We start from the raw sequence: 13,478 nt of genomic DNA on the forward strand, positions 1-13,478 counted from the left end.
GTCTTCCGGCGGTGGATGCTCAGTTCGGGCAGGTCTTCAGCTGCCGGGCATAGGTATAGGTGATGTCGGTGAAGCGCTTGGCGCCGTTGAGCGCCTCCGAATTGGTGCGCCAGCTGCCGCGCACATAGCCGGCATGGCCGGAATGATAGGCGAGGTAGAGCTTGTAGGGATCGTTGAGCGGGATGCCGGTCTTCTCCGCCGTCTGGCGGTGGTACCAGCCGATGAACTGCATGGCGTCGGAGAAGTCGGTGCGCCGTGCGCTCCATCGGCCGGTCTCGCGCTGGTAACGATCCCAGGTGCCGTCGAGCGCCTGCGAATAGCCATAGGCACTCGACTTGCGCTTCCACGGAATGAAGCCCAGCAGCTTCTTGCGCGGCGGCTTGGCGTTATGGCGAAAGCCGGATTCGGTATAGATCGTCGCCATGAGGATCGGCACCGGAACGCCGTATTCACGCTCGGTCTTTTCGGCTGCACGCCGCCAGTTGTTGAACAGGCCGTCACGCTGTTCGAAAATCGCGCAGGCATTCTTGGTCTGGCTCGGCGGTTTCGCACAAGCAGTCAATGCCAGCAGAAGGCCAACGACAATTACGCCACGCATCGTTCATCCTCACTCAGGCCCACGAGGATATTACTTAAAATTTAACGAAAGGTTTTCGGATCCTTAATGATCGTCGTCCACCCGATCGGGTGGACGGAACCCGGGTTTCGCATGGGCCGGACGGGGTGCGGGAAGGATGGGCGCGCAGCAATTGTCGACCCGGCCATGTCGGGCTATGAACGGTTGCCCGCCAACGAGGATTGAACCCGGCCCATGCCGCGAACCCCGACCGATCGCCCGCCCGTCGTCGCCTTCCATATCCATGAGTGGAAGCGGTCGGTGCTGGAAGCGTATTTCCCGGAATGGGACTTCCATTACATGCCGTTCTTCGTCGGCGACAAGGCGTTCGTCGACGTCTGGCAGGCGCGGATCGCCGCGCTCGAAAATCCGAACGTGATCGTCTGGGGACCGAACCTGCCGCAGGCGGCGGCGGACTTCTGCGCCAGACGCAACATACCGGTCCACTTCATCGAGGACGGTTTCCTGCGTTCGGTCGGCGGCAGTGCCGGCCAGAGCGCGCCGTTTTCACTGACCATCGACAGGCAGCGACCGTTCTTCGACAGCCGGGGACCGTCCGACCTGGAGGACCTGCTGAAAACCTACGACTTCGATGCCGACCCCGCGCTGATCGAGCGGGCGCGGGCCGGGATTGCCGCCATGCTTGAGCATCGCATCGGAAAGTACGGAGGGCAGCCGGCGCGCGGCATGGTCGACCTGCCGCAGGGGCCGGGACGCAGGGTATTGGTGGTCGGCCAGGTCGAAAGTGACGCCTCCATCCGCTACGGGGCCGAGCGGCCGATCCTCAACAACGATCTGGTGCGTTTGGCGGCGCGGGAAAATCCCGGCGCGACGATCCTCTACAAGCCGCATCCGGACGTGCTGAAGGGCGTGCGAAAGCCGAGCTCCGATCCGGCCGAGGTGGCGGATCTCTGCCATGTCCTGACCGCACCCATGGCCTTGCCCGACGTGCTCGATGCCGTCGATCACGTCTACACGATCACCTCGCTCGCCGGTTTCGAAGCGCTGATGCGGGGCAAGCGGTTGACGGTCTCAGGTTCGCCCTTCTATGCCGGCTGGGGATTGACAGATGACCGCCAGCCCAACCCGCGCCGGGGCCGCACGCTCAGTCTGGAGGCGTTGTTTGCCGGCGTCTATCTGCTCTATCCGCGCTATTTCGATCCGCGCACCGGCACGCCGAGGTGCTTCGAGACGACGCTCGCCGAGATGGTCGAATGGCAGCAGAACGGACTACCCGCCGACAGCCGCCGGCTGCTGTCGGCGCGCAGTCGGTCGGCGCCGTGGCGACCCTTCGGTGCCTATGGAATGCTCGGTTGGCGCCACATGCTGCCGCTGGTCATCGCGCCGCTCATCGCGCGCATCGGCAATGTCGACGATGCCGCCTGCTATCGCCGCGACCCGATCGGTTTTTTCCGCGAACAGTCCGACCCCGCGCTCAGGCGGCTCGGCCGCTGGCTCTATCCGTTCGACGATGGCAGGTTTGCCAAAGGCTTCGACCGTTTCCGCACCGGAGATCAAGGCGAGTGAAAGTGCGCTCCGCGGCGAACGACGCGCCGCGTTCGGTGCGGAATTCTAGGTTTTACAAAGAGAGAGATTTGGTAGCGGGAGGCGGACTTGAACCGCCGACCTTGGGGTTATGAATCCCACGCTCTAACCACCTGAGCTACCCCGCCACACATCGCGAAGGCCTGCTGAAAAGCGGAGCCGTCCGAAGCGATGGGCGGCTTATAAGGCGATGATCCTGCCAGTGTCAAGCGCGAGGCAAGCAAAAACCGAAGCACTTCTGTGGACTTGGGCGCGGCCCCGGTTTCAGGCCGCGACGGGGCTCGCCAGAAGGGCCTTCAGCTGGCTTTCGGCGCTCGGCGCGCGTTCCGACCGCTCGATGAAACCGCCGCCATAGACGCGCGCATCCGCACCCGGCGCCGAATAGAGCACGCAGGCCTGGCCCGGCGCGACGCCGGCTTCGCCGATCTCGAGGTCGACATAGACTCCGCGCTCGTCCGCATGCAGCACGGCCGGGGCGGGCGGACGGGTTGAGCGGACCTTGGCGAAGCAGGCAAAGCCGTCGCGGGCCGTTTCTTCCAGCCCGTGGTCGCCCAGCCAGTTGATGTCGCGCAGATAGACGCGATGGGTTTCCAGCGCCTCGCGCGGACCAACGATGACCCGGCGCGAACGGGCGTCGAGATAGACGACGTACAGCGGTTCGCCGGTGGCGACGCCAAGGCCCTTCCGCTGGCCAATCGTGTAGTGGAGGATGCCGTCGTGGTGGCCCAGAACGCGACCGTCGAGATGGACGATTTCGCCGGCCAGCGCCGAATCGGGTCGCAACTTGTTGATGACATCGGCATATTTGCCTTGCGGCACGAAGCAGATGTCCTGACTGTCGGCCTTCTGGGCGACGACGAGGCCCATGTCTTCGGCAAGCTTTCGCGTTTCGGCCTTGGACATGGCGCCGAGCGGGAAGCGCAGATAGTCGATCTGCTCCTGCGTGGTGGCAAAGAGGAAATAGCTCTGGTCGCGTTCGCTGTCGATCGGGCGGAACAGCGCGCGGTGGCCCGGATCGTTCGGCAGCGGAACGGCCTTCGAGCGGATGTAATGGCCGGTCGCGAGCGCATCGGCGCCGAGTTCGCGGGCCGTCGCCAGGAGATCGGCGAACTTGACGGTCTGGTTGCAGGCGACGCAGGGGATCGGCGTCTCGCCGGCCACATAGCTTTCCATGAACGGGTTGATCACCGTGTCGCGGAAGCGCTGTTCGTAGTCGAGCACGTAATGGGGGATACCGAGCGTTTCGCAGACGCGGCGGGCATCGTCGATGTCCTGGCCGGCGCAGCAGGAGCCGGCGCGGTGGACGGCGGCGCCGTGATCGTAGAGCTGCAGGGTGATGCCGAGAACGTCATAACCCTCGCGTTTCAGCAGCCCGGCCACGACCGAGGAGTCGACCCCGCCCGACATGGCGACGACGACGCGCGTATCTTCCGGCTTCTTGTCAAAATCCAGCGTGTTCACGGGCTTTTCCGCCAATCTGATGCGTTCGAAGGCGAGGTTCGGGACGCCCTTTCGCCATCGCCAGCGTGCTGGCATGGGATCTGGGCAAATTGCAGTCCGTCGACTGTTCAGGCCTCGACCTAATTGTTGACGGATATAGAAAGGAATGTCGCAACGCGCAAGGGGCGCCGATTCGCGACGGGGTTCGGTGCCGCCGAAGGAGACACGATAAAATGGCGAATGGTTTGAGGCTCACGGTCGTCGAGGATGTCTTTCCGGTCGCCGGGACGTTCACGATCTCGCGCGGCTCGCGCACGGAAATCCGGGTCGTGGCCGTCACGCTCTCAGACGGCGTCCATGCCGGTCGGGGCGAATGCGTGCCCTATGCCCGCTATGGCGAGACGGTCGACGGGGTGATGGAGGCGATCCTCGGCGCGGCGAACGATCTGCGCGATGGTCTCGACCGGCAGGGGTTGGAGGACCGGCTTGCGCCGGGTGCCGCCCGCAATGCGCTCGACTGCGCCTTCTGGGACCTCGAAGCCAAGCGCGCCGGCAAACCGGTCTGGCAACTGGCCGGCCTCACCGTCCCGAAGCCGATCGAGACGGCCTTCACCCTGTCGCTTGGCACGCCGGAGAGCATGCGCGACGCGGCGGCGAAGAATGCGGAACGTCCGCTGCTCAAGGTCAAGCTCGGTACGGACGACGATTTCGGCCGCATCGAGGCGGTGCGGGCCGGCGCGCCCAATTCCCGCATCATCGTCGACGCCAACGAGGGCTGGACGGTGGAGCAGTACCTGGCGCTCGCGCCGGCGCTTGTCAGGCTCGGCGTTGCACTGGTCGAACAGCCGCTGCCGGCCGGCAAGGACGATGCCCTCCGGGACATCGAGCGGGTGCTGCCGGTCTGTGCCGACGAGAGCTGCCACGACCGGGCATCGCTTTCTCATCTGAAGGGCAAGTATGATGCGATCAACATCAAACTCGACAAGACCGGCGGGCTGACCGAGGCGCTTCTGATGCGCGATGCGGCGGTCGCCGAGGGCTTCGACATCATGGTCGGCTGCATGCTCGGCACCTCGCTTGCCATGGCGCCGGCCTTCTTCGTCGCGCAAGGGGCGGCATTCGCCGATCTCGACGGTCCGCTGCTGCTCGCCGCCGACCGTGAGGTGCCGATCCGCTACGAGGGTTCGACCATGCAGGTGCCGGATCCGGCACTTTGGGGCTGATCCCACACCGGACGGCCTCGCCGTGATGAAGTCCGTGGCCGCAAGGTGTTATGGCTGCGCGGGACCGTCGCCGCCATCCGTGCTCGCCAGCCAGATGACGTGACGGGCGCCGCGTTTCTTGCCGGCGCGGACATGCTCTTCCTTGACCTTGAAGCCGAGGGTACCCAGGCGGCGCGTGAAGCCCGGATTGGGCCCTGAAGACCAGACGGCCAGGACGCCCCTGGCACGCAGCGCTCCCTTGGCCGCACGCAGGCCGGCATAGTCGTAGAGACCGTCATTGGCCGACCGGGTCAGTCCCTGCGGTCCATTATCGACGTCGAGCAGGATCGCGTCATAGCTGTGGCGGTAGGTGTGAATGAGCGAGGCCACGTCGCCGACATGCACCTTGACGCGAGGATCGTCGAGGCTGCCCTTGTAGATCTCCGCCATCGGGCCGCGCGCCCAGGCGACGACGGCCGGCACGAGTTCGGCGACCGTCACCCGTGCGTCGGCCGGCAGGACGGCGAGGGCGGCGCGCAGGGTGAAGCCCATGCCGAGGCCGCCGATCAGGATGTGCGGACGCTTGCGCGGGGTGATCTGTTGCCAGGCGAGGGTCGCCAGCGCCTCTTCCGAACCGCTCAGGCGGCTGTTCATCAGCTCGTTGGTGCCGAGCATGATCGAGAACTCAGTGCCGCGCTGCTTGAGGCGCAATTCGCCACCCCCACCGGGAATGACGGCGGAATCGAGCTGGATCCAGGGGAGCATGGCATTCTTTCAATGTCGAGAAACGTTGGCTCACGTATCACGACGGGGCGCCGGATATCAATCGGCGCCTTTCCCTGCGGGTGGCGTTGCTCAGCCCGCCACCGGTGGGAAGAGGGTATTGACCGCCGCCTTGATGGTCGCGCTCAGCAGCGCGACGAAGCGGTCTTCAGTCGCCCGATCGAGCGCGGCGATCGGGGCGAAGATCGAAAGGCCGGCAATCATCGCGCCGTTCGGAGCAAAGAGCGGCATTGCCACCGCGCTCAGGCCCGCTTCGCGCTCGCCGTGATTCACCGCATGGCCGTTCTTTCTGATCTCTTCCGTCTCCCGCAGCAGGGCGTCCCGGTCGATCAGCGTGGCGCGCGACAGCGGCACCAGCTTGTTGGCGTTGAGATAGCTCTCGACAGCCTCGCGGCCCGAATAGGCAAGCCAGAGCTTGCCGTTGGCCGTCGCATAGGCCTCCATGCGGGCGCCGACGCGGGCGCTGTAGACATAGGCATTGTTGGAATGTGCGGCGGCGATGCAGGTTATCATCGTCCCGTCGAAGGTGGTGGCCATGGCGCCTTCGCCCGATTCACTGGCCAGTGAGTTGAGGAAGGGCTGCAACTGTACCGCCAGCTGGCGTGCACTCCGGGCCCGTTCGCCATATTCGATCAGCTTTCCGCCCGGCCGGTAGATGCCCTTGCGGGGCGAGTGAAGGGCGCCGACCGAGACGAGAGTCTTGAGGAAGCGATGCGCCGTGATCGTGTTCAACCCCACGAGGTCGGAGACGTCGGCCGTGGTGACCTCACCGCGCTGGTCGTCGAAGAGGTCGAGGATGGCGAAGGCCTTGACGATGGAGTTGTTGGTGGGGGTTGCCATTCTATCGCTCGCGCTCATCTTTTCATTCAAAAATCTCATCAATCACGATGCCTTGACGTTCAAGTTCAAGAATGTGATAGTTATTGAAATTTGTATTTCAATTATTGAAATGTCAAGCCGGCTTGGGAGGGTCGCGTTTTGGATGTTCGGAATGCAAAGCCCGGGGAGGTCAGTGCCGGCAGCGTCATCTTCAGCCGCTTGAAGACGCTTGGTGTCGACTATGTCTTCGCCAACTCGGGAACCGATTTTCCGCCGATCATCGAGGGGCTGGCCGAGGCCGCCGCATCCGGCATCGCGCTGCCGCAGGCGCTTACCATTCCGCACGAACATGCCGCGCTCGGCATGGCGCACGGCTACTATTTTCTGTCGGGCAGGGCGCAGGCGGTGATGCTGCACACCAATGTCGGCCTGGCGAACGGCGCGATCGGCGCGCTGAACGCCGCCACCGATCATGTGCCGATGGTGCTGATGTCGGGCCGCACGCCGACCGTGGAGCGCGGCCGTTTCGGCGCGCGCACCGTGCCGATCGGTTGGGGGCAGGAGATGCGCGACCAGACAGCGTTGGTCCGCGAGGCAGTCAAGTGGGACTACGAGCTGCGCTTTCCAGAACAGATCGCCGAAATCCTGGACCGCGGCCATGCGATCGCCAATTCGACGCCGAAGGGGCCGATCTATATCAGCCTGCCGCGCGAGGTCCTGTCCGAGCAGATCGATGCGAGCGGGATCGCCGACAGACCCTTGATGGCGCCAGCCGTTGCGGAAGCTCCGGCGGCGGCGATCGGCATGGCGGCCGACTGGCTGATTTCGGCAAGGCGTCCGGTGATCTTCGTACAGCGCGGCGCGGGCGACGAGGCGGGCTTCGCCGCCCTTTCGGCGCTGGCCGAGGACTATGCCATTCCCGTCGTGCACTACTGGGCGACGCAGATCGGCATCGCCACCGACCATGCGATGTTCGCGGGCTTCAGCCCGGAGCCCTGGTTGTCGGAGGCGGATGTCGTCCTGGTGATCGATGCGCTGGCGCCTTGGGCACCGGACATGCATGGGCCGCGCGCCGACGCAAAGGTGATCCAGCTCGGGCCCAATCCTCTGTTCAGCCGTTTCCCGGTGCGCAATTTCCGCTCCGACCTGTCGATTGCGAGCGAAACCGCGTCCGGCATCGCCGCTCTGCTCGCCGCCCTCCGGGCGCGCAGCGATCCGGACCCGGAGGGGCGTGCCGCGCGGCGCGCCACGGTCGAAGCGCGGGCTGGGGCGGTCCGCCAGGCGGCGATTTGCGCCGCCGAAGACGAGGATGGGCCGGTGATGAGCAAGGCCCATGTCGCGTTTTGCCTGTCGAAGGCGATCGCCGACCGGAAGGCCACAGTGCTTTCCGAACTCGGCTGCCCGCTGGCGCCGATGACACTCGACCATGCGCAGGCCTGGTACCAGGAGCCGCATTCGGGCGGCCTCGGCTGGTCGCTGCCCTGCGCCATGGGCATGAAGCTCGCCAAGCCGGAGCGGCTCGTCATCGCCACGCTCGGTGACGGGTCCTACATGTTCGCCAATCCGGTGGCCTGCCACCAGATCATGGAAGCCTACGAAATCCCGGTGCTGATCGTGATCCTCAACAATGCCGAGTGGGGTGCGGTGCGGCAGTCCGTGACCATGCTCTATCCGGACGGATACGCGGCCAAGGCGAACCGGATGCCGCTCACCGGCCTTTCGCCGAGTCCCGATTTCACCAAGGTCGCCGAGGCCAGCAATGCCTGGGCGCGAAAGGTGACGGAACGTGGCGAACTCATGTCCGCTCTTCAGGCGGCGATCGCCGAGGTGCTGGAAAACAAGCGTACCGCGCTGCTCGATATCCGGGTGGCGTGACAGGTAACCCGCCCTGGGAGGGGCGGTAGCTATCACAGGCATTTAAACGGGAGGAAAACGCCTATGAATACCTTAAAGACACTCTTGCTTGCCGGTCTGGCAACGGCCGCGCTCAGCGCCTCGGCGCTGGCCCAGGAAGTCACGCTGAAACTGCACCATTTTCTCGGGCCGAAGTCCCCGGCCCAGACCAAGATGCTCGAGCCCTGGGCAAAAAGCATCGAGGAGGCCTCGGGTGGTCGCGTCAAGATCGAGATCTATCCGTCCATGTCGCTCGGCGGCGCTCCGCCGGAACTGATCAGCCAGGTTCGCGACGGCGTCGTCGATCTGGTCTGGACGGTCAACGGCTACACGCCCGGCCTCTTCCCGCGCACGGAAGTGTTCGAACTGCCCTTCATCCACACCAATGACATCCTGGCCACCGACCTCGCCATGCGCGACATGTTCGACGAATATCTCGCGCCGGAGTACAAGGGCGTGAAGGTCATGTTCCTGCATGTCCATGCCGGCCAGGCGATCCACATGGCCAAGGACGAAGTGCGCAAGCCGGCCGATCTCGCCGGCAAGAAGATGCGCATTCCGACCCGCACCGGCGCCTGGGTGATCGAGGCGCTCGGCGCCGCCCCTGCCGCCATGCCGGTCCCGGACCTGCCGCAGGCGCTGTCGAAGGGCGTCGTCGACGGTGCGTTCATTCCGTGGGAAATCATCCCGGTTCTCTCCGTCCAGGAACAGACCGAATACCAGATCGAAGGCATCGACATGACGCGCTTCGGCAATACCACGTTCCAGGTATCGATGAACCAGGACCGCTGGGATTCGCTGCCCGAGGACATCCAGAAGATCTTCATGGAAAAGTCCGGTCCCGAATGGATCGCCCAGGTCGCCCAGGTCTGGCGTGATTCCGACAATGCCGGCATCAAGGTCGCGATCGACAGCGGCAACAAGCATATCCAGCTGACGGCCGACGAAACCAAGGCCTTCGAGACGGCACTCAACCCCGTCATCGACCGCTGGATCCAGGAAGTGTCGAGCAAGGGCGTCGATGGTGCAGCGCTCGTCGTCAAGGCCCGCGAAGCCGTCGCCGCCCACACCAAGAAGTAAGTGCGATGGCCTCTGAAGACAACAACATCATCAACCGACGGGTGGGGCTGAGAGGCCTCACCTGCCGCCTGATCGAGGGATGGGCATTGCTCGGCGGGGTTCTCACCCTCGTCGTGGTTGCCGTCCAGACGCTCAGCGTCATCACCGGAGCCTTCGGGCATCCCTTGCCGGGCGATTTCGAGCTGACCGAGCTCGGCATTGCCGTCGCTGCCTTCGCCTTCCTCCCCTATTGCCAGATCACGGACGCCAACGTGACGGCCGACATCTTCACCTCCGGTCTCAGCCGGCGCGGTCAGGCGATCCTCGCCTTGCTGTCGGCGATCATCGCGCTGGTGTTCGCTTCGGTCATGGCCTGGCGAACCTGGCTTGGGGCGCAAAACCAGTTCGAATACGACTACCAGACTGCCATTCTGCAGATCCCGATCGGCTATGCCTTCATCGCGATCGTCGTCTCCCTCATCCTTGTCGCCGCCGCCGCGGTGATCACTCTCATCGAGAGCTACGAGGACGTCGTCCACCCCAGCAGGAATGTGTATCACTGATGGACCAAAGTCTGTTTCTCGGGCTCGTCGGCCTTGCGGCACTGATCTTCCTGATCGGTATCCGCGTGCCGATCGCCTATGCCATGATCGTCGTCGGCGCTGTCGGCACGATCGCGCTCAACGGCCCCAACGTATTTCTCAACCAGTTGAAGACGCTGGGCTTCAGCCAGTTTTCCAAATACGACATGTCGGTCATCCCGATGTTCGTGCTGATGGGCTACATCGCCACCCGGGCGGGCTTGTCACAGGACCTGTTCCGGGCGGCGAACGCCTGGTTCGGCCGGATGCGCGGCGGTGTCGCCATGTCGGCGATCGCGGCCTGTGCCGGTTTCGGCGCCGTTTGCGGCTCGTCGCTCGCCACCGCCACGACCATGGGCCAGGTGGCGCTGCCGGAATTGAAGCGCTATCGCTATTCGGGCTCGCTGGCGACCGGCACGCTTGCCGCCGGCGGCCTGCTCGGCATTCTCATTCCGCCCTCGGTGGTGCTGGTCGTCTACGCCATCATCGTGGAGGCGAATATCGTCGCGATGTTTGCGGCGGCACTCTTCCCCGGCCTGATCGCGGTGGCCCTGTTCATCATCACCATTGCCATCTTCGTCCGCATCTATCCCGATGCCGGCCCGGCCGGCGAGAAGATTTCGCGGGCCGACTGGCTGTCGGCGACCTTCGGGGTGGTGCCGGTGCTGGCGATCTTCGTCATCGTCATCGGCGGCATCTATGTCGGCTTCTACAACCCGACGCCTGCGGCGGCGGTCGGCGTGGCGCTGGTCGCCGTCTACGGCTCGCTCAGGCGCGGGGTCGGCCTCAAGGATTACCGCTGGGCGCTGCTCGAGACTGCCAAGACGACCGGCATGATCTACCTGATCCTGCTTGGCGCGGAGCTTCTGAAGATATTCATGTCGCGCGGCGGCGTGCCCCAGGCGGCGGCGGAGATGATGGTCAATTCCGGCCTGTCGCCGATGGTGATCCTGGTCCTGCTTCTGCTCGCACTGATCGTGCTCGGCTGCCTGATGGACTCGATGTCGATGATCCTGCTGGTCATGCCGTTCTTCTGGCCGGTCATCAGCGAACTCGACTTCGGCATGGATCCGAACGACGTGAAGATCTGGTTCGGCATCCTGTCGCTGATCGTCGTCGAGCTCGGGTTGATCACGCCGCCCGTGGGCATGAACGTGTTCGTCATCAGTTCGCTCGCCAAGGACGTTCCGATGAGCGAGACCTTCAAGGGCGTCTTCCCGTTCTTCCTGATGGAGCTGGTGCGGCTGGCGCTGCTGGTCGCCTTCCCGGCCATCTCGCTCTGGCTGCCGCACTATCTCGGCAGTTGAGGCGAAATCGACGGGCAATGAAAGACGAGCCGCGGCGAGGATATCGCCGCGGCTCTCATCGTTCGCGCATTCGTGGGCTGCCGGGTGGGTCCCGTTCAACTCGCCAGCAGGCTCGGGACCTGCACATAGTTGCGGTCGAAATAGGCGAGGGCGTTGCCGTCGGTGCGGGCGCGCAGGCTCTCCACCCGCCCGATGAAGACATGGTGGGTGCCGACGCGCTGCACATCCTCGAGCGTGCAGTCGAAGGAGACGATGGCATCGGCCAGCGCCTCGGTGCCGCCGGCCATCGTGATCCAGCTGGCGGCGGCATAGCGGGCGCCCATGTCGGCGGTGCCGCCGGCGAACAGGTTGGCCAGATCCCGGTGCTCCGGGGTCAGCACATTGACGCAGAAGCGCTTGTTCGCGAGGAAGAGCTGAGCCTGGGCCGAACGGCCGTTCATGCACACCAGCAGGGTCGGCGGTTCGTCGGTGACGGAGCACATGGCGGTGGCGGTGAACCCGCCGCGTCCGGCAGGTCCGTTGGTGGTGACGATGTTGACGGGAGCGCAGACCCGCGCCATGGCATTGCGGAACTCGGTCCTGGAAACACCGGCCGGCATGGCGCCCTCCCTATTCTGCCGCGTTGCGCAGCGGCGGTTGCTTGCCGATCGGCCCGAGCCAGGTGTCGCCGGTCCAGCCCTTCTCGTCGTAATCGCTCATGCAGGTATCGACGAGGGCTTCCATGTCGCGCAGGATCGTGCCCTTTTCCGCTCCCTTCAGCACCTGCAGCCGCACGTCTTCCGGTGCACCGGCATAGTTGAGCTCGTAGAGCGCGTGGCGGCCGCCGAATTCGGTGCCGGTCGCATCCCACAGGAGCTTCATGATCTTGATGCGCTCGATATGGCCCATGTCGTTCGAGCCGCGCACATACTGCGCCAGGTAGCGGTTGATTTCCGGATTGGCGAAGTCCTTGGCCGAAGAGGGCAGGTAGATCAGGCCGGAGGCGACGGTGCGGCGGATGAGGTCGATGATGCGGGGATAGGCATCCGACATGAAGGTGCGGTAGCACAGCGCCGCTTCGAGGTTGGGGAGCTTGGTGCCGTTCACCCATTCGATCGGGTTTCGGGCCATGGTGTCGGCGAAGCTCTTGAACTTGTGGCGCAGCGCGATCACCTCACCCAGCATGGCCTGGTTGCCGCGGAAGGCGTCGCCGCCGGTGGCGCGCAGCGCCTTGGCCAGCAGGCCGGCCAGGAATTCGAGTTTCACGACGAAGCGGTTGCAGCCCTGGAAGCAGTAACCGTGCATGAAGCCGGACATGACCGTGAAGGACAGGATGCGCTTGGAGTCCTTGTAGATCAGGACGTCCTCCCAAGGGACGAAGACATTGTCGAGCACGAGGATCGCGTCGTTTTCGTCGAAGCGCGACGACAGCGGATAGTCGAAGGGCTCGGCCGTCGTGTTCGCGGTTTCCTCATAGGAGGTGCGGCAGAACATCTTGACGCCGGGCGCGTTCATCGGCGCGATGAAGGTGATCGACAGCGAAGGGTCCTCGGTCACGGTCGCCGAAGCCTGGGCCAGCAGGTTGTAGTGCGTCAGCGCCGACGAGGTCGCCACCACCTTGGCGCCGGAGACGTAGATGCCGGCGTCGGTTTCCTTCGTCACGTGGACGAAGACGTCCTTGACGTGCTCGGCCGGCTTGTGCCGATCGATCGGCGGATTGACGATGGCATGGTTGAGGAAGAGGGCGGCTTCCTGAGTGCGCTTGTGCCAGGCAATCGCATTGTCCTTGTAGTCGCCATACCATTCGGCATTGGCGGACAGCGTGTTCATCAGCGCCGCCTTGTAGTCGGCGGTGCGGCCCATCCAGCCGTAGGACATGCGGGCCCATTCGGTGATCGCCGCCTGCTGGCCGACCAGATCGTCGACGGAGCGGGCGATCTTGAAGAACTTGTGGGTGTAGCCGCCACTGCCAGTGTCGGTGGGCGTGGTCAGCAGGTCCTTCTTTTCCGGATCGTGCAGGGCGTCGTAGAGGCGCGCCAGCGAGCGCGCCGAATTGCGCATTGACGGATGGGCGGTGACGTCCTCGATGCGTTCGCCGTTGATGTAGACCTCGCGGCCGTCGCGGAGCGAGGCGAGATATTCCGCTCCGGTGAACGGGCGCTTGGTGTCGGCGCGGTAGTCTTCGGATCTCATGGCTTCCTCCCTGGTCCTCGATTGAAAATTAGGTCTTGCGGTCAGGGTGGCCCATGCACAG

The 13,478-nt window shown here is 64.6% G+C and carries 12 protein-coding genes and 1 tRNA gene; 6 read left to right on the forward strand and 7 right to left on the reverse strand.

Annotated elements, in window-relative coordinates; translation table 11 throughout:
• Positions 1-19 precede the first annotated feature (19 nt).
• Positions 20-598 carry a transglycosylase SLT domain-containing protein gene (locus AC07Y0_RS03075; RefSeq protein ID WP_454746816.1) on the reverse strand — a complete coding sequence of 193 codons (579 nt, stop codon included), beginning with the start codon at positions 596-598 and terminating at the stop codon, positions 20-22.
• A 213-nt stretch (positions 599-811) separates the two neighbouring features.
• Here AC07Y0_RS03075 and AC07Y0_RS03080 point away from each other — a divergent pair, with 213 nt between their 5' ends.
• Complete coding sequence (locus AC07Y0_RS03080; RefSeq protein WP_498674414.1) at positions 812-2,143, forward strand: capsular polysaccharide export protein, LipB/KpsS family; 1,332 nt, start codon at positions 812-814, stop codon at positions 2,141-2,143.
• A gap of 69 nt (positions 2,144-2,212) precedes the next feature.
• Here AC07Y0_RS03080 and AC07Y0_RS03085 read toward each other — a convergent pair.
• Together AC07Y0_RS03085 and mnmA are read right to left on the reverse strand one after the other, a co-directional pair.
• Positions 2,213-2,289, reverse strand: a tRNA-Met gene (locus tag AC07Y0_RS03085).
• A 136-nt stretch (positions 2,290-2,425) separates the two neighbouring features.
• Positions 2,426-3,622: a tRNA 2-thiouridine(34) synthase MnmA gene (mnmA, locus tag AC07Y0_RS03090; protein WP_498674415.1), complete on the reverse strand. Its 1,197-nt coding sequence runs from the start codon at positions 3,620-3,622 to the stop codon at positions 2,426-2,428.
• 212 nt (positions 3,623-3,834) lie between these two features.
• Between mnmA and dgcA the strand changes: the two genes are divergently transcribed.
• A complete protein-coding gene (dgcA, locus tag AC07Y0_RS03095) occupies positions 3,835-4,824 on the forward strand; it encodes an N-acetyl-D-Glu racemase DgcA (protein ID WP_498674416.1) in 990 nt (329 codons plus the stop codon).
• Between the two features lie 48 nt (positions 4,825-4,872).
• Here dgcA and AC07Y0_RS03100 read toward each other — a convergent pair whose 3' ends face one another.
• Positions 4,873-5,568 carry a spermidine synthase gene (locus AC07Y0_RS03100; protein ID WP_498674418.1) on the reverse strand — a complete coding sequence of 232 codons (696 nt, stop codon included), beginning with the start codon at positions 5,566-5,568 and terminating at the stop codon, positions 4,873-4,875.
• A 90-nt stretch (positions 5,569-5,658) separates the two neighbouring features.
• Complete coding sequence (locus AC07Y0_RS03105; RefSeq protein ID WP_498674419.1) at positions 5,659-6,426, reverse strand: IclR family transcriptional regulator; 768 nt, start codon at positions 6,424-6,426, stop codon at positions 5,659-5,661.
• A 138-nt stretch (positions 6,427-6,564) separates the two neighbouring features.
• On the opposite strand from AC07Y0_RS03105, the gene AC07Y0_RS03110 reads away from it, so the two are divergent.
• The 4 genes from AC07Y0_RS03110 to AC07Y0_RS03125 all read left to right on the forward strand — a co-directional run bounded on the left by AC07Y0_RS03110 (position 6,565) and on the right by AC07Y0_RS03125 (position 11,245).
• Positions 6,565-8,280 (forward strand): thiamine pyrophosphate-requiring protein, encoded by a 1,716-nt coding sequence (locus AC07Y0_RS03110; RefSeq protein ID WP_498674421.1) that lies wholly within the window; start codon positions 6,565-6,567, stop codon positions 8,278-8,280.
• A gap of 63 nt (positions 8,281-8,343) precedes the next feature.
• Positions 8,344-9,378: a TRAP transporter substrate-binding protein gene (locus AC07Y0_RS03115; protein WP_498674423.1), complete on the forward strand. Its 1,035-nt coding sequence runs from the start codon at positions 8,344-8,346 to the stop codon at positions 9,376-9,378.
• A 5-nt stretch (positions 9,379-9,383) separates the two neighbouring features.
• The gene (locus AC07Y0_RS03120; protein WP_498674425.1) at positions 9,384-9,920 is read left to right on the forward strand and encodes a TRAP transporter small permease; all 537 of its coding nucleotides are present in this window, start codon (positions 9,384-9,386) and stop codon (positions 9,918-9,920) included.
• Entirely contained in the window at positions 9,920-11,245 is a 1,326-nt protein-coding gene (locus AC07Y0_RS03125; protein WP_498674427.1) for a TRAP transporter large permease, read from the forward strand. The genes AC07Y0_RS03120 and AC07Y0_RS03125 overlap by 1 nt, the downstream gene beginning before the upstream one ends.
• A gap of 95 nt (positions 11,246-11,340) precedes the next feature.
• On the opposite strand, the gene AC07Y0_RS03130 is transcribed toward AC07Y0_RS03125, so the two are convergent.
• Both AC07Y0_RS03130 and AC07Y0_RS03135 read right to left on the reverse strand, forming a co-directional pair.
• Positions 11,341-11,844: a flavin reductase gene (locus AC07Y0_RS03130; RefSeq protein ID WP_498674428.1), complete on the reverse strand. Its 504-nt coding sequence runs from the start codon at positions 11,842-11,844 to the stop codon at positions 11,341-11,343.
• 10 nt (positions 11,845-11,854) lie between these two features.
• A complete protein-coding gene (locus tag AC07Y0_RS03135) occupies positions 11,855-13,417 on the reverse strand; it encodes a 4-hydroxyphenylacetate 3-hydroxylase N-terminal domain-containing protein (RefSeq protein WP_498674431.1) in 1,563 nt (520 codons plus the stop codon).
• Between the last annotated feature and the right edge of the window lie 61 nt (positions 13,418-13,478).

The organism is Allorhizobium sp. GW101-3B10 (genome assembly GCF_059424725.1).